The sequence below is a fragment of the Bacteroides sp. AM54-2NS genome, assembly GCF_003602935.1.
GTDB classification, from domain to species: Bacteria; Bacteroidota; Bacteroidia; order Bacteroidales; family Bacteroidaceae; genus Bacteroides; species Bacteroides xylanisolvens.
The window spans coordinates 19,649-37,319 of sequence record NZ_QTMZ01000029.1 but is presented as its reverse complement, the minus strand read 5'-3'; the positions used below and the strand labels follow the sequence as shown (position 1 = coordinate 37,319).

Genomic DNA, 17,671 nt, shown 5'->3' with positions numbered 1-17,671 from the left:
GGAAATCAGAATTTTACATCTGCCTGTATTCCACCGTCACCTACAACCTTTACAAAGGATGTTCCTTTCTTCCCTCTTATGGTTCTCAGGACAAACAGACACTTTCCGTTATATGTCCTTACACTATTGTTTATGACGTTGATGTTCAAATCTTCTATCGAAGGCGATCCATTGTCGAGTCCGGCAAGTTCAAACTTGTCGTCGAGGATTATCCTCACATCCGAAGGTATATCGACTACTGTGTTTCCTTTTTTATCTTCAATGGATACTTCTACATGGATAAGGTCATAACCGTTGTCGGTAGCTGTTTTGCGGTCGCAGTTCAGTGCCAGACGGCACGGCTTGCCGCTTGTGGACAAAGTGTCTTTCGACAATATTCTGTCGCCGTCCTTGCCTACCGCAAGGAGTGTTCCTTCCTTGTATGCCACCTTCCACATCAGTATATTATGCTCCATGAAATCGCTGCGTTTCTTTGTTCCCAACGATTTGCCGTTCAGAAACAGTTCCACTTCTGGGGCGTTGGTATATACCTGTACCAGTATGTCCTCGTCCCTGCGGTACTTCCATTTATCGCGTGTGTCGTACCACTCCCAGCGTCTGATCCATCCCGGGCGTGGAGTGTAGGTGAAACTTCCGTCAGCATCCATCTTGAACTCGCTTTCTTTTTCAGGTATTGTTACAATATGGGTTTTCGGTGTGTCTTTCCACAGACATTCAAAGAAATGGCCACGCGCTGTCTTGTTGCCCACGAAATCGAAGAAAGAACAGTCTCCACCCCTTGCAGGCCATGGACCGTTCTCGCCAAGATAGTCGAATCCTGTCCACACGAAGATGCCCGCTATGTACTTCTTGTCGGCCACGGCTGTCCATTCAAAGAGCTGACCAACATTCTCCGAACCGATAATAGGCTGATATGGATATAGCTTATGGTCGATTTCATAATATTTGTCTTTATAGTTATATCCCACTACATCAAGCACGTCTGTATATCCGGAGAGACGCGAAACTGACGGAACAACGACTCCTGAAGAGACGGGACGGGTAGTGTCCACATCCTTAACCCAACCGGCAAGGACAGCGGCTGTTTCAGCCAAATCGTCTTTTCCTCCTGACAGACGGTTGAACTCTTTCAGTATAGACTTGTTGTCTGTTTCCGGGTCGCCCGTATGGATAAGCCCCTTGAACCCTTTATTGTCTTTGCTCGATGCCCAGTAATATGGATAGGTCCATTCTATTTCATTGCCTATACTCCAGAGTATCACGCAAGGATGATTTCTGTCTCGCCTGATGAACGACTTGAGGTCGTGCTCGGCATGCGTATCGAAGTATCTGGTATATCCTATTGATATGCTGTCGGGCGCATCTTCCTTAGCTCGCTCAGTAATCCACTTTTTCTTTGCTACCTTCCATTCGTCGATAAATTCATTCATTACAAGAAGTCCCAGACTGTCGCACATTTCCAGCAGACTTTCCGAATGCGGATTATGGGCTGTACGTATGGCATTGCAGCCTATGGAACGAAGTTTCAGAAGGCGTCGCAACAGGGCATCATCGTATGCGGCAACACCCATACATCCCAAGTCGTGGTGTATGTTCACTCCTTTTATTTTTACGGATTTTCCGTTTAGAAGGAAGCCTTCATCCGCATCGAATTTAATGTTGCGGATACCAAATTTTGTTGTTTTCTTATCCATCACATATCCGTCAGAAGCAATCAGAGTAGTATGAAGCTCATACATCGAAGGCGTTTCAAGACTCCAGAGATGACAATTCTCCAGTTCAACAGATGCAGTGAACTCATTGAAATCGCCTTTCAGGGCAACAAAATCATCGGAAACAGAAGCTATTGTCTTGCCGTCGTACACTACTTCGTGCTTCACGGTGACTCCTTTTACACCTGTTCCAGCATTCTTCACCTCGCATACCACATTCACCATCGAACGGTTGCCTACCTGTGGTGTGGTAACGAATATTCCGTCTGAAGGATATAGAGCTCGTTTCTTAGAATAAGACTCACATTCCTGTATATACCGGCACCGACATACCATCTGCTGTCGGCATACGCTCTTCTGTCAACGCAGACAGTTATTGTATTCATCGAACCTTTTGGTTTCAGATATTGAGTAAGTTCATATTCAAATCCCACATATCCGTTAGGACGGAATCCCAACAGATGCCCGTTTATCCAAACCTTTGAGTTATTATATACACCTTCGAAATGAATGAACACTTTTTTCCCATTCATATCATCCGAGGTGAGAAAATTCTTCATGTAAATCCCCACACCGCCAGGCAGAAAACCATTGCTTCCGGCTGTCTGAGTCTTGGTATATCCTTCGCTGATACTCCAGTCGTGAGGCAGACACACATCCTCCCACTTTATATCTGGACTCAGGAACAAAGTGTCCTGAGGCACGAAGCCTGCTGGTTTGCTGAATTTCCAATCGAAGTTGAAATCCACTTTAGTGGAGGTTCCGGCATAACAGAATCCGGACAGAAAGATAGTTAAGACTGTGATAATGTTTTTTATGGTCATATCGATTTTCAGATTAATATTAATGACAAAAATAATTTCAAAAGTGTAAAAACAAAAAAACTCTCCATTTATATTTCAGATATCAACGGAGAGTTTCATCATTTAAAAAAATAAAACATTTTATAAAGTTACTCCTTGCTTAAGGATAGCTATTTCCCGGTATCCCTTCTTTTCGTTCAGTGCCTGCTTTCCGCTTGCCACTTCCACCACAAAGTCTATAAAACGTCTGCTTAAAGATTCCATGCTTTCTCCCTCTACCAGAGTTCCGGCATTGAAATCAATCCACGTATGTTTCTGCTCGTACAGCGGTGTGTTGGTCGATACCTTCACGGTTGGAACGAATGTTCCGAACGGTGTTCCTCGACCTGTTGTGAACAGTACGATATGGCATCCGGCAGAAGCAAGAGCCGTACTTGCCACAAGGTCGTTGCCCGGTGCGCTCAACAGATTAAGTCCGTGTGTTGTGACACGGTCGCCATATTTCAGAACATCCTCCACCATCGAGCTTCCCGACTTCTGTGTACATCCCAATGATTTCTCCTCAAGTGTAGAAATACCTCCCGCCTTGTTTCCCGGCGAAGGATTTTCATATATAGGCTGGTCATTGCAGATGAAGTAGTTCTTGAAGTCGTTTATCATGGTCACTGTATCGTCGAATATCTCCTGCGTACGGCAACGGTTCATGAGCAGTGTCTCGGCTCCGAACATTTCAGGTACCTCCGTGAGGACTGTTGTCCCACCCTGGGCAACAAGATAGTCAGAGAACACCCCAAGCATCGGATTGGCCGTGATACCGGACAGTCCGTCAGACCCGCCGCACTTGAGTCCTATACGCAGTTTTGACAGGGGGACATCAGTCCGCTTGTCTTCCCTGGCTATGGCATACATCTCACGAAGAAGTTTCATACCCTCTTCTATCTCATCATCTACTTTCTGAGAAACAAGGAAACGGATCCTTTGGGTATCATAGTCACCTATAAACTCGCGAAAGGCATCAGGCTGGTTGTTCTCACAGCCAAGACCTACGACAAGGACAGCTCCGGCATTGGGATGAAGGACCATGTCGCGCAATATCTTACGGGTATTCTCATGGTCGTCACCCAACTGCGAGCATCCGTAGTTATGAGGGAAAGATATAATGGAGTCAACCCCCTCGCAATCTGTTTCCTTGCGAAGCTGTTCGGCCAACTGGTTTGCTATTCCGTTCACGCAACCCACCGTAGGGATAATCCATATCTCATTACGTATGCCGGCTTCTCCGTTGGCACGCAAATATCCTTTGAATGTACGGTTCTCGTTCGAAAAAGTCTGTTTCTCGAACTTCGGAGTGTAAGTATATGTACTCAGACCGGAAAGGTTAGTCTTAACAGTTTTCTCGTTCAGCAGATGTCCTTTCCTGACTTCTTTCACAGTGTGCGATATAGGGAAACCGTATTTTATCACCATATCACCTTCTGCAAAATCCTTCAAGGCAATCTTATGACCGGCAGGTATATCCTCAGCCAGTTCTATAAAATTGCCGTTTACCTCTATTATAGTACCCTTGGACAATGGGTGCAGTGCCACAGCCACATTGTCCGCAGGGTTTATCTGGATATATTCAGTCATAACAAACTAACATTTATAAATTGAAGAATACAGGTAGAAGTATCAATCTACAAGGTCTTTTACTGTCTGAAGCATTTCTTCGCTCTGGATTTTGTTGATATAGTAAATTACACGGTCTGCCAGTCCCGGGATGGTATTAAGGTCTTCACCCCAGATGGAAGTATCGGCGAGAACTGTCTTCACAAGATTTTCTACCGAGCCATCGTTCCACAAACTTGTAAGCATCGCCATGATTTCCGGTGCATCGTTAGGAACTATCTCTACACCATCGGCACGCTTTCCACCTTTGTAGTATACTATGATGGCTGCAAGACCGAGGACGAGTCCTTCAGGAAGAACACCCTTGCGTTTCAGATATTCCTTCACTCCCGGAAGGTCGCGTGTGGCATACTTAGGGAATGAGTTAAGCATGATTGATGTCACCTGATGATCCACGAAAGGATTGTTGAAACGTTCAAGAACGTCATCTGCAAACTTCTTAAGTTCTTCTTTCGGTAAGTTAAGGGTTTCCATCAGCTCGTCGAACATCACACGTTTGATGAACTTACCTATCACCTCATGCCGGCAAGCATCTCTCACGATATTGACGCCCGAAAGGAATGCCACCGGCGACAATACAGTGTGAGGACCGTTCAGGAGAGTCACCTTGCGTTCATGATATGGCTCCTCCGACGGGACGAACAGAACGTTCAGCCCCGCCTTGTTTGCAGGAAATTCTTCGGCAACCGATTCCGGTGCTTCGATTACCCACAGGTGAAAAGCCTCACCCTGTACAACTAAATTGTCATCAAAGTCTAGTTTAGTTTTTATGTTATCTATGTCTTTACGAGGGAATCCCGGTACGATGCGGTCCACCAGTGTGGCATATACACCACATACTGTTTCAAACCATGACTTGAACTCTTCACCAAGGTTCCACAATTCAATATACTGATAGATTGTTTCCTTCAGTTTGTGACCGTTGAGGAAGATAAGCTCGCATGGGAAGATGATAAGTCCTTTCGACTTGTCGCCGTTGAAATGTTTGAATCTGTGATAAAGCAACTGTGTCAGCTTGCCCGGATAAGAGTTTGCAGGAGCATCTTCGAGCTTGCACGACGGATCGAAGTTGATACCTGCTTCAGTAGTGTTCGAGATTACGAATCTCATCTCAGGCTGTTCTGCCAGTGCCATGAAATCATTATACTGGCTATATGGATTCAGGCACGGCTGATGACATCAATCATTCTGAATGAGTTCACCACCTCGCCATTGTTAAGTCCCTGAAGATTGACATGATAAAGACAGTCCTGAGCATTGAGGGCATCAACCATACCTTTATCTATAGGTTGCACCACAACAACACTGCTGTTGAAATCTGTCTTTTCATTCATATTCGAGATAATCCAGTCAACGAACGCACGAAGGAAATTGCCTTCACCAAACTGTATGATACGTTCCGGACGTACTGCCTTTACTGCAGTCTTATTATTTAAAGCTTTCATTGTAATGTCAAAAATTAAAATTGATAAAATTAAAATTCAACCAACATTCTGAATACCTTACCTGGATTTTCCGACCATTTCTGCAGAGCCTCACCTGCCTCTTCAGGTTTCACTACGGCAGAGATAAGTTCGTTCATCGGGCAATTTCCATTCTGAAGATAATGTATCACGGCACGGAAATCCTCAGGCATTGCATTGCGCGAACCGCGTATGTCGAGTTCCTTCTGAACAAAATATTTTGTCTGGAAAGCCACTTCACTCTTGGCATAGCCTATACATGCCACACGACCTGTGAAAGCAACAATATCAATGGCAGTTACGTATGTGACAGGACTGCCCACAGCTTCTATCACCACATCAGCCATATAACCGTCAGTAAGTTCCCTTACTCTTTCAACCACATTTTCTGTCTTAGAATTGATAACCATCGATGCACCGAGACGTTTTGCCAGTTCAAGTTTCTCGTCATCAATATCCATGGCTATTACTCTTGCTCCACGAAGCGATGCCCTTACTATGGCACCAAGTCCAATCATTCCGCAACCTATCACGGCCACAGTATCAATGTCAGTTACCTGTGCTCTTGAGACGGCATGGAAACCTACGCTCATAGGCTCAATCAATGCACATTCCTTATCCGAGAGGCCGGCAGCCGGAATAACCTTTGTCCAAGGGAGGACAAGGAACTCCTGCATCGAACCGTTACGCTGAACGCCCAAAGTCTCGTTGTGTTCGCAGGCATTGACACGTCCGTTGCGGCATGAGGCACACTTTCCGCAGTTGGTATATGGATTTACAGTCACGTTCATTCCCTTCTCGAAACCGACAGGAACGCCTTCGCCTATTTCCTCTATCACAGCACCCACTTCATGTCCCGGGATAACAGGCATCTTGACCATAGGATTTCTTCCAAGGTAAGTATTAAGGTCGGAACCACAGAATCCGACATATTTGATACGAAGTAAAATTTCTCCGACTCCAAGTGTTGGTTTAACTATATCAGCTACTTGAACCTTTCCGGCTTCAGTAATTTGAACAGCTTTCATAATCTATGTATTTATTTAAATTTGTTATTGTATTATTTTAATGATGTTTTTTCTCTATCTTATAACCTTTCCAGCCATAATATGCTGTAAAGAAGAAACATATCAGAGGTATTATATATGCCACCTGATAGAAATCCGCGTTATGATTCATCACAAATGCGGTAAACTGAGGGATACATGCATTACCTATAATAGCCATTACAAGGAATGCCGAACCACTCTTGGTGTCCTCGCCGAGGTCGCGTAGAGCAAGTGAGAATTGGGTAGGATACATGATTGACATGAAAAACGACACTGCAAGCATGGCATAAAGTCCTGTCATACCACCGAACATAATAATTACTCCACACAGTATGATATTTACTATAGCGTATGTAAGCAGCATATCCTGAGGTCTGAATTTCGACATTAGCATAGTACCTATCCATCTGCCGCCAAGGAAAGCCAGCATATACAGTCCGAAGAATGTGGTCGCCTCATCCTCCGACAGACCTGCATACATGCAGCAGTAAACCAGGAACAGGCTGTTGATGGCTGTCTGCCCTCCGTTATAGAAGAACTGTGCGATGACTCCCCATCTCAGATGCTTGCGTTTCAACACTGCAAAATTGATAAGCTTGCCCTTCTCTCCGTGCGATTCTTCGTTATCTATGTCTGGAAGTTTACACAGTGTAAACACTACTGCAAGAATGATGAGTAACACGGCAAGAACCAGATAAGGCATCTTCATGGAGTCTGTCTCCATCTGGATAAATCCTTCCCAGCCTCCCGGGAAGTCGGCAGGCAGCGTTTCGCGCGTATAGTTCTGTCCGGTAAGTATAAGCTTGCTCAGAAACATTGCGGAGATGAAAGCACCAAGACCGTTGAACGACTGTGCAAGATTCAATCTTCGCGAAGCCGTGTCATGTGTACCCAAAGCTGTCACATACGGATTGGCAGCCGTCTCAAGAAAGCACATTCCCGTTGCCATAATAAAGAAGATTACAAGATATGCCCAGTATTCCTTTATCTCAGCTGCAGGGAAGAAAAGCAGACCTCCGATAGCAGCAAGAATGAGACCGACTATTATACCCGACTTATAGCTGAAACGTTTCATGAACATTGCTATCGGTATGGGAAACAGGAAGTAGGCCAGCCAATAGGCAGATTCAGTGAACGAGGCCTCGAAAGCATTCAGTTCACAGGTTTTCATCAACTGCCTGATCATTGTAGGCAACAGATTACTGCTGATAGCCCACATGAAGAACAAGCTGAATATCAGTAAAAGCGGTATAAAATATTTGTTTTTCATTCTGACATGTTTTTAATATAAGGTAACTCAGGCAGATTCTTGAAACCGTAAAAGGCTTTCGCGTTCTCGCCCAAGAAAAGTTTTTTGCTTCTCTCTTCCAATTCTTTTGATTTAATCACAAAGTCGTACGACATTTTGTAGGTGATGGCTGTAATTGTGCGCGGATAGTCGGAACCCCACATCAGTTTCTCGAAACCGACAAGGTCGGCAGCTTCGTTGATAGCCCTTATAGCACCGTTGAACGGATAGAACTCGTCATTGAACAGCCATGTGATACCGCCAGACTCAATCATTACATTTTTATGGCGGGCAAGCATTATCTGCTTCTTCCAGTCCGGTTTTGTAACCATGCCGAAATGACCGATGGCTATTTTCAAACCCGGACATTCTGAAATGATTTCTTCCATCTCGCCAACCTGAGGTCTCCCTCTATCATATCTATGGAAAGAATCACTCCTTTATCTTCCATCAAATGAAACATCTTCATCATTTCGTCCGAATTGAGCATCACCCTTCCGTCCTTTAGCTGCAGACGGTGTCCTGGAATCTTTATGGCCTTAAACCCTTTGTCTATAAGTTCAACAGTCTGATTAAAGTAACCCTGCTTCCTGAATTCACACATACCGCACACAAAAAACCTGTCGGGATAATTTGTCATGACCTCTAGTAGATAGTCATTCTGTATACCATCGATATACTCCTGAGTAACAACAGCTCCTCCAACCTGGGCATAGTTCATATTTGCCAGGAAAACCTCTGCCGTATTTCTTCCGTCAATCATAAAGGGAGGAAGCATTTGTCTCACCTCCCCCATAAACAATGATTGACCATTCTCTGTAGTTTTTATTTTCAGGCCATCTACTTCAGTATCCTGATAAAGCCACAGATGTGAGTGAGCGTCAATTATTGTATAATCCATAGCAACAGTATTTATGAATTTGCCCAACTTACTCTTTGTTGATCACCTATTATCTCCTTAACCTTTTCCACAAGACTCCAGTCGATAGGTTCCTCAATGTATTTAATATTCTGAAGTACAGATTCTGATTTTGCCGAACTGAACAGTGTTGTAGGTATTCTTGGGTTACTAACAGAGAACTGTACTGCAAGCTTCTCAATAGGATATCCCTGTTCCTTACAAAACTTCGCAGCCTTTGCACATGCCTCAATCAGTGATTTTGGGGCTGGATGCCATTCAGGAACACCTCTCTGTGTGAGAAGTCCCATACCAAATGGTGAAGCGTTTATCACCCCTACACCCTTTTCATCGAAATAATCGAGGAAGTCAACAAGTTTGTCATCGTTAAGCGAATAGTGACAGAAATTAAGCACCGCCTCAACTGTGTCCGGAGCTGCATGGTCAATAACCCATTTCAGGTTTTCAAGCTGAAGGTCGGTTATACCCACATGACCCACCAGGCCTTTCTCCTTCAGTTCCACCAGAGCAGGCAATGTTTCGTTCACCACCTGGTTCATATCCGAAAACTCAACATCGTGAACATTGATAAGGTCAATATGATCTATATTCAGACGTTCCATACTTTCGTATACACTTTCCTGTGCGCGCTTGCCCGAGTAGTCCCATGTATTAACACCATCCTTGCCATAACGTCCCACCTTGGTTGAAAGTATGAACGATTCTCTTGGCAACTCCTTAAGAGCCTTACCCAGTACTGTTTCTGCCTTATAATGTCCGTAATATGGAGAAACATCAATAAAGTTCAGTCCATGTTCTACTGCTGTAAAAACAGACTGTATAGCCTCACTTTCTTTAATAGAATGAAAAACTCCACCCAACGAAGATGCACCATAACTCAATACAGGCACTTTCAGTCCTGTCTTTCCCAATTCACGATATTCCATTTTGAAAAAGAATTTAAAGGTTAATTTTTTACTCTATTTATTATTCATACAGATAGAACATACGTTCCATCATCTGCCATTTCTCGTCCGATGTGGCTCCCTCGGCACACTGCTGAAATTTTGCCACATATTCCTCCCATTCGGCCTGACGAGGCAGAGTGGCAAGCTTTGCCATTGCTTTATCCCAGTCAAAATTCAGAGGAGTTTCCACTATCATAAAAAGTTTAGACCCCAATATGTATATTTCCATTTCCAGAATTCCCACTTCACGTATTCCGGCACGTATCTCAGGCCATGACTCTTCCTTACTGTGAGCCTTCCTGTAGGCTTCAATCAATTCCGGATTGTCACGCAGACTCAAAGTCTGACAATATCTTTTCACTGGCTGAGAATAACTTTTCACTTTATATCCTTCTGTCTTCATGATATTATTAATATTATTATGTTAGTATTACATTTCACTTTCTTTATATTTTCGATGATGCTAAAGTATGAAGTATCCATCAAAACAATAGAGGAGATTTTTAAAAAAGAAAGAGGGGATATTATACCCCCTCTTTTTCGACATTTTTACCCCTCATGAAGGAGATAAAAAGTCACCCCAAACTCTATAAAAATCAAAACAGATTGAACTGCATTCCTGTGTAGAAAAATCCCTGGTTGGATTTCGGATTCCAATACGTCATCACCGTCAACGGGATTTCATATTTCATTACCCGAAGTTTATAAATTACATTCAAGGACACCTGAGTAATTCCTGCCGATTCGGCATACATGGTTCTGTTCACCATTTCCCCACTTTCATTTCTTGAATTTCTTAATGCGAAAGCTGTTCCAATACCAGGACCGACCCTTAGCTTTTCGTTCTGATAGATGAGATGGTATAGCCCACATATACGAAACTGGAGTATATGTTCTTGCTGTTGTCCAGATCCCTGTCGCGACCGTAAACAAGTGTAGAGAGGCTCAACTCCAGCGGAAATTTCCTGTCGCCCGTATAATTGAGCATAAGGTCTATAAAACGTCCCGTCTCATCAGGCTTATAGTTGAAGAACTCCTTATTATTATATGTAGCCCCCGGCGAGAAATTATATGTATCTATAGCCTTAATCTGAAACCTGCCATGAGTATATATTATATACTGGCTCAGCTCCTTATAACTCCCCCTGGTGTTCGATCCGCCAAGGAAACCGACGGTAAACCTCCCCGATGGGTCGGAAACCGACAAATCGGACGAGAGAATCAGTCCGTCGGCCACTTCAATGCCACGCCATAGAATCATGTTCTGTAGAGTAGTACTGAAATGAAGCTGAGCCTGAACATTTGCTGACAAAAATATAAATACTGGAATTAACAGTCGCTTTTTATACTTACAGGTATCCAATGATAATATATGTATCATACTCAGAGCAGTAGAAAATCGGTTTTAAATTATTATTATGGATTTATTTGTCGAAATAATCTATAAGATTATAAACATTCCAGTTAATATCCGACATGTATTTGGTCAATGATGTATAAGGTTTATAGTTATAATCGAGCATACCTTTATTGCAATCCTCATCATCCAGATACTTGAAGAAAACCCATCCTACACAATTCTTGGCTTCGAGCAGTCCCAAGGTAAAATGCTGGTAAGCGAATCCACGGTTTTGCTGGTCGCGTACCACGAAACCGGCTCCACTTGAGTTGTCAAGCTTAGTATCCTCACCCTTGGTATAGAATTCCGTTACCATGAAAGGAGTACCGCCCGCCTGGTTCTTCCAGCCATCCATGTAGCCTTTTTCAGGCGACCATTTACTATAATAATTTATGGAAATGACATCACAATATTTTCCCGCTGCCTTAATTATATAACTGTTGTATTTAGGAAGGCTGTGCAGGCGTGAACCCAGATAAAGCAATTCAGGGTCCTTCGATGCCTTAACCGCATTCTTTATGGCAGAATAATATTTTTCCGCACAAATACCGGCAAACTCATTGTTCAGTTCATCCGTTACATCAGAAACATTTGCACTCTTGTCCTTATCCGTCATAAACTTGGCGGCTGCAATATAAGCAGGATCCTGCTTGTTTGAAATTTTCAGGAATCTGTCGAGCAGCCTGTTTCCCCATGTAGAGAAGTCTATCTCATTATCCGAGAAGAATCCCAACACATCCGGGTTGTTTCTGAACATGCCGAAAGCATCCGAATTGAGATACTCCTTGCACCATTCATCCCATCCATCATAAAACACAAGACCTATCTTAAGATTCACGTTCTGCCCCGGATAGCTAATTCCCTTGCTATTCTTGAACTCTGCAAGGAATGAAAAGGAAGGAGCCTGTGTCAGAGGACTTGAAGCCGATTTATTATAATCATTTACAGCCTTGTCGCCTTCTTCCTTACCGAAAGCGCAGACACTATGAAATCCTATTTCAGAGAATTGTTTCTGCGACTTTGCCACCCAGTCATCTACTGAACTGTAAAGCTTGCCGAAAGCTGAGCTGTTGCCATCCATTCTGAATGAGGCGATACCCCTTACATAATATGGATAACCTTCGGGGTCGACTATCCAACTTCTTCCATTTGAGTTTTTCTCAACCCTGAACCGTCCGGTAGCCTTGAATTTTTGCCCTTTTGCGTATGAGCCATATTTATTCACGCTTTGCAAATACTCATCCTGTGTTTTTGTCTGCTGTTCATAACCAACCAGGTATGGCAATATCCTTGTCTTTGCCTCTATAAAAGCTTGTCAGGTTTTTCCGCATACTCGACAATTATCGGTTGATACTGCTTGGTGCTATTAGGATAGGTTTCAGCAGGACCGGGAACAGGCAGTTGCAGTTCCACATCATCATCGTCATTATCGCCTGCATTGTCGCCGGGAGTATTATAGTCCTCCACATTCCCCGGTTGTGAGTAAATAACCTCAGGCGGAATATATGAGAACTCTTCCTGAGGGTCTTCACATGACAAAGCGAAGAACGGAACACTCAAGCAAATGGTTTTAGTAATAATAGTAGAATATTTCATTGTTGCAAATATTTAGTAAATTAATATAAATCCCATGTCCTGATTGTATCCCCCCATCGGTGGTCTATCGGGAACTCCATTTCTCCCCATGCCTTAACAGAAGTCCAAGGTTGGTCGGCATCAGTCCAGAACGGGTCAGAGGCAGGCAATCCCAACGGAAGGAATGCAAGTGTAGTCATATACAGGCTGCCATTGTTTGTATAATGATTCGAAATGCCAGTCTGATGTCCGCAGAATCCTATGGTGAGGAATCCGCCCTCATTAAAGTTATTGCCCGACTTGAACATACGTTTCATACACGCTGTCAGCGCACATCTCACCTGTGCTTTCGATACTCCCGCCGGCAACTCATTATACCATGCTATAAGAGCCAGTGGCTGCATTGTTGCCATACGGTAAGGTATAGAGCGTCCGAAAACAGGGAATGTTCCTTCAGGAGATATGAAACGCTCCAGAATCATGGCGAACCTCTGTGCCCTCATCAATGCCCTGTCATAGTACTTGCGATAGTCGAAACGTGTCCTCACGCCCGATTCCATTATTGCATGTATAGATTCGAGATACATAGGATGGAACACATAACTGCTATAATAATCGAATGCAAAGTGCTGTCCGTCTGCGTACCATCCGTCGCCTACATACCATTCCTCCACCTTGCGGAAAGTAGAATTTATACGATATGTATCCTGTCCGGCATCAATTTTGGCAAGGAAGCTTTCAATGGTGGCCGAGAACAGCAGCCAGTTAGTGTAAGGAGGGTCAATGCGTCGGAGACCTTTGAACTCTTTTATGTAGCGTTCCTTTGTTGTCTGGTCCAGCGGTTTCCACAGCTGGTCGAACGCGCGCAGGAAACTTTCCGCAATATAGGCAGCATCAACCAGTGCCTGACCATGACCGTTCCACAACAGATAATCCGGACTATTAGGGTCCACCGCATTTGCATAACTCTTCAATGCCCATTCTTTCAGTTGCTTGCGCTGCTGTCCTTCTGCTGTATCATCGTCAGGCAGGCTCAACCATGGAGCTATACCGGCCATGAGACGTCCGAAAGTTTCCATATATGCAACCTTCTTGTTACGGTTATCCCAGTTTGGACTTACCTCAAGAATCATATTTTTCTGTAGTTCCCCTTTCGCCATATTGCTCAACACAGGAGCAGCCATCCTGTAAGCCATATCCGTCCAGTATTTTCTTGTCTCGTTGTTGTTTGCCTCGAGATAACGCACATACTCGCAAGCGGCAAGAAGGAATGCGCCTACCCCAAAGTTGGCAGTCGACTTGGCGTCAACCACCTGTCCCGGAATAGCCTTTTCACCGATTGGCTGGACATAACCCACCGACCAGTCTTTCTGCAGTGCAGTCTTGGTAAGATATTTCCATGCTTTCTCCACTACAGGCATAAATTCATCCTTGTCAAGATAACCGTTGTTTATCCCCCAAAGCATACCGTAAGTGAAGAAAGCGGTACCGCTTGTTTCCGGTCCCGGAGCATGTTCCGGATCCATCATACTTCTTGTCCAGTAGCCCTCCGGCTGCTGCAGACATGCAACCGCCTTTGCCATACGCACAAACTTATCCTCGAAAAAAGACAGATGCTCATAACCCTCCGGCAGGTCCTTCAGCACCTTTGCCAGAGCGGCAAGCACCCATCCGTCGCCTCTTGCCCAGAAATCCTTCTTTCCGTTCAGACTCTTATGCTTGGGATAAACATATTTTGCGTCGCGATAATAGAGTCCTTCCTCCTCATCATACATTATTGAGTCCGACGTACAAAGATATTCATACAGTTTCTTAAGATACCGGTGATTATGCGTAATCTTATACATCTTCGTCATTACCGGCATCACCATATAAAGTCCGTCGCTCCACCACCAGTAATCCTTACGCGGTGTGCTCATCTGGTACTCCATGACTTCGCGTGCACGCTTGATTTTATAATTCTCCGGCATGATGTTATACAAGTCCGCATAAGTCTGGAAGCACACCTGATAATCGCCGAACAGCACATAATCATCCTTTACCCCGTATTTATACTTCCATTCAGATTTGTTGTTGCTTTTCGCACCCATCCACTGGTTATACTCAGCCCATGCCTCCGAATACTTTCTGTATTCTTCTTTCCCAGTAAGGAAATAGGCTTCCATATTACCGGTGTGATATGCCGCATAATCCCAGAAAGACCTTGCTTCGGGGGCATGATTTTTCTGCCAGGCATCGTTCACTTGTTCAATCATCTCCCTAACTTGCTGAGCATCAGTTTTTTTTGCGAAGGAAAATGAAGGTAAAACGGCTATAAGGATGTATAACATCCAGTAGTATCTATAACAGTTCATCTTTGTGATATTGTTTACATTTTCTAAAACGAAATGGGGAAGAATATATATTCCTCCCTCATTTCACGAATAATTGTATTATTATATTTATTTGTTAGGAGTCCATTCTGCTCCGTTGTTGAAACCTTCTGTTGTAGAGTCAAAACTTGCATCTGCTCCTGTACTTGGTCTTTCTGTAATTTCTTCAATCTTAAAAGAAGTGATTTTAGCGGTTCCAGTAGCATCAGTACCACCAGGGACATTAGTCTGTACAGTTAAAATAACGTTCTCAAGAACCGGCCACACAAGTGAACCATCTGCTCTTGAAGCTGGAGTTTCAGCAGAAGTAGAACTACTGATTGTGAATGTATTTGTATAGGTTCCACTTCCGGTATTTCTTCCAATCCAGAATTTATATTTATCAGATGCTCCCAATCTGAATGTTGTTGCACAGTCGTTAGATGCGTATGTATAAGTAAATTTGTAAGTACAACCATCACGGAATGACATTGATTTAGTAACTGGGAATTGATTATCTGCTGGAACAATTTCCAATTCTCCACTTGCATTAATTTTTTCGGCAACTCCTTCTGCAAGATATTCCTTAACTGCATCTATGTTAGCGAAGTTAAAATCAAAAGCATCTGCATGAGTCAAAGCAACATTGGCAGATTCAATCTTGATATTAGCATCTTCGTTGTTTTCGTTTTTAGCAGTCAAAGCACTAACAGCATAATCAGTGTTATAACTTACGCTAATATTTGCGTCATTACTATAAATCTTATCACCAAGAATAAGAGTCATAGTAGTTCCATTCACAGAACCGGAAGCAACAGGAATTGTTTTTCCTGCTACTGTTATGGTAAATGCTTTGTTAACAGCATCAGTGAATGTTCCAGAAACTTCCTTATCGAGTGTAAGTTCAATTCGGTCATTACCTGTTGTCTGATCAGGAACAATTTCTTTAGCTGAAGAAACGGCAACAGTAGTTTGTTTTTCCAAATCTACAGGAGGTTCACCGCCTCCTTGATCATCATTCAATACTATCGTTACAATCTGTCCTTTAGTAACTATAAGGTTTTCACCACTGAAGTTATAAGTTTTAGTACCAGAATTTCTTGTAAGTTCCAAAGTAAATCCATCGGTAAATGTCACCGGAGCTACAACCATTGAGTATTCCTTGGCATTTTTATTTTGTTCATTAGGACCAACAAATGTTCCCTCTTTAGCGGTTAGAGTTATAACATTAGAACCGGATTCCACTGTCAGGTTTGCTGAAGCATCAATTTTTACGTTCCCTGCAATCTTTACATCACCACCAGCAGTAAGTTTAATACCTGTAAGGTCAGTAAGATTATTTTTAAACTTAACCAATCCACAAGTATTCTGGAAAGTTAAAGATTTGTTATTATCTGTTGCAGTAGCATAAGATATATTTGCATTTGCATCGAATCCCCAAGCCGGAGCTGTCTGTTCAGATGGCAGTGTAGTAGTTACGACACCTTCAAGACACACAGCTTCGGCATTATAAGGATAAAGAGCTGTATACGAATTGTTAGGTGTAGCCTTACCTGTAAACGTTGTAACTGTGCTACCACCTGTAGCGGTAGTAAACTTGTTATTTTCTTGGCCTGAAAAGATATTGATTGCATCTCCTGTTGTCCACCACACCGTTGTTCCATTCTGCAACGAACTACGGCTTGAAGGCGTACCGGCAACAAAAGTCATATCCTGAGGACCACTGACTGCATTTACATTCGACAGTTCGTCTTTTGTACAAGACTGGAGCATTGCAATACTCATCAAAGCCGCTCCACAAAATAGCATCGTATTTTTCATGACATAAATTATTTGTTAAACAGTTTCAATAATAAAAAATCACATCACTTGTTATTCATATTCTTATTCTTTAGGATCAGGTTTCCATTCAGTACCGTCATCTTCAAAATCATCATGACCGCCATCTACAATTCCGGGAGGTATTGATATTCGGCATACCGCACTTTTTATTCCATTACCCGTATCTACAGAAGCACCGATATTAGAATCTCTGCCCCCGTCGATTGCCACGACCGTACATCTCATTTTATCGTCCGATGGTGTAATCATCAACACATCAGGGAAAGAAGTTCCCCAAACTATTGACTTGTAACCGGTATAAGGGAGATTATCCTTGGTTATATTAATACCCAACTCCACAGTGCCACTATATGGTAATTCTATATAACTGACAGGTTTGTTGTCAGTCTGCCCATCCTTGAACACTACATATTCAATTTTTATCTCCTCAGCCGGTGTTCCATCACCTCCACCTACGCCATCATCATCCTTATCACACGAGATTGCCGTAAACTGTATAAAAAGAAGTATGAAAAGGTTGTATACTGACAGAATCCGTGGTTTTATATCAACCATAATAAAATGTTATTTAAGCGCCAAACAAAATTTTCAATATTCAAAAGGCATAAGAGGAAACCCTGAATATGCCTTATTACCATGAAAACAAATCAATCTA

The 17,671-nt window shown here is 43.1% G+C and carries 14 protein-coding genes and 2 pseudogenes; all 16 read right to left on the bottom strand.

Annotation, left to right across the window (positions count from 1 at the left end; all coding sequences use genetic code 11):
* Positions 1-5: 5 nt before the first annotated feature.
* The 16 genes and pseudogenes from DXA05_RS17150 to DXA05_RS17080 all read right to left on the bottom strand — a co-directional run bounded on the left by DXA05_RS17150 (position 6) and on the right by DXA05_RS17080 (position 17,571).
* Positions 6-2,048 (bottom strand): glycoside hydrolase family 2 TIM barrel-domain containing protein, encoded by a 2,043-nt coding sequence (locus DXA05_RS17150; protein WP_128859415.1) that lies wholly within the window; start codon positions 2,046-2,048, stop codon positions 6-8.
* Positions 1,949-2,536, bottom strand: coding sequence for a sugar-binding domain-containing protein (locus tag DXA05_RS17145; protein ID WP_119219445.1), 588 nt, complete (start codon positions 2,534-2,536; stop codon positions 1,949-1,951). The genes DXA05_RS17150 and DXA05_RS17145 overlap by 100 nt, the downstream gene beginning before the upstream one ends.
* A 120-nt stretch (positions 2,537-2,656) precedes the next feature.
* Positions 2,657-4,144, bottom strand: a complete 1,488-nt coding sequence (locus tag DXA05_RS17140; RefSeq protein WP_007560923.1) for an altronate dehydratase family protein — start codon at positions 4,142-4,144, stop codon at positions 2,657-2,659.
* A 42-nt stretch (positions 4,145-4,186) separates the two neighbouring features.
* Positions 4,187-5,628: pseudogene (locus DXA05_RS17135) on the bottom strand (tagaturonate reductase).
* Positions 5,629-5,657: 29 nt separating this feature from the next.
* A complete protein-coding gene (locus DXA05_RS17130) occupies positions 5,658-6,674 on the bottom strand; it encodes a zinc-binding alcohol dehydrogenase family protein (RefSeq protein ID WP_007560927.1) in 1,017 nt (338 codons plus the stop codon).
* A gap of 37 nt (positions 6,675-6,711) precedes the next feature.
* Complete coding sequence (gene fucP / locus DXA05_RS17125) at positions 6,712-7,965, bottom strand: L-fucose:H+ symporter permease (protein WP_007560929.1); 1,254 nt, start codon at positions 7,963-7,965, stop codon at positions 6,712-6,714.
* A pseudogene (locus tag DXA05_RS17120) lies at positions 7,962-8,884 on the bottom strand (amidohydrolase family protein). The gene fucP and the pseudogene DXA05_RS17120 overlap by 4 nt, the downstream one beginning before the upstream one ends.
* An 11-nt stretch (positions 8,885-8,895) precedes the next feature.
* Positions 8,896-9,828: an aldo/keto reductase gene (locus DXA05_RS17115; protein WP_007560932.1), complete on the bottom strand. Its 933-nt coding sequence runs from the start codon at positions 9,826-9,828 to the stop codon at positions 8,896-8,898.
* Between the two features lie 40 nt (positions 9,829-9,868).
* Complete coding sequence (locus DXA05_RS17110) at positions 9,869-10,252, bottom strand: L-rhamnose mutarotase (RefSeq protein ID WP_007560934.1); 384 nt, start codon at positions 10,250-10,252, stop codon at positions 9,869-9,871.
* Positions 10,253-10,445: 193 nt separating this feature from the next.
* Positions 10,446-10,619, bottom strand: a complete 174-nt coding sequence (locus DXA05_RS26545) for a hypothetical protein (protein ID WP_007560936.1) — start codon at positions 10,617-10,619, stop codon at positions 10,446-10,448.
* Between the two features lie 62 nt (positions 10,620-10,681).
* Positions 10,682-11,110: a hypothetical protein gene (locus DXA05_RS17105; RefSeq protein ID WP_117899356.1), complete on the bottom strand. Its 429-nt coding sequence runs from the start codon at positions 11,108-11,110 to the stop codon at positions 10,682-10,684.
* Positions 11,111-11,273: 163 nt separating this feature from the next.
* The gene (locus DXA05_RS17100) at positions 11,274-12,533 is read right to left on the bottom strand and encodes a hypothetical protein (RefSeq protein ID WP_128859414.1); all 1,260 of its coding nucleotides are present in this window, start codon (positions 12,531-12,533) and stop codon (positions 11,274-11,276) included.
* Positions 12,534-12,550: 17 nt separating this feature from the next.
* The gene (locus DXA05_RS17095; RefSeq protein WP_128859413.1) at positions 12,551-12,844 is read right to left on the bottom strand and encodes a hypothetical protein; all 294 of its coding nucleotides are present in this window, start codon (positions 12,842-12,844) and stop codon (positions 12,551-12,553) included.
* Between the two features lie 20 nt (positions 12,845-12,864).
* Positions 12,865-15,153, bottom strand: a complete 2,289-nt coding sequence (locus tag DXA05_RS17090) for a DUF2264 domain-containing protein (RefSeq protein ID WP_117703539.1) — start codon at positions 15,151-15,153, stop codon at positions 12,865-12,867.
* A 111-nt stretch (positions 15,154-15,264) separates the two neighbouring features.
* Positions 15,265-16,995: a fimbrillin family protein gene (locus tag DXA05_RS17085; protein WP_007560944.1), complete on the bottom strand. Its 1,731-nt coding sequence runs from the start codon at positions 16,993-16,995 to the stop codon at positions 15,265-15,267.
* A 63-nt stretch (positions 16,996-17,058) separates the two neighbouring features.
* Positions 17,059-17,571 (bottom strand): hypothetical protein, encoded by a 513-nt coding sequence (locus tag DXA05_RS17080; RefSeq protein WP_007560946.1) that lies wholly within the window; start codon positions 17,569-17,571, stop codon positions 17,059-17,061.
* Between the last annotated feature and the right edge of the window lie 100 nt (positions 17,572-17,671).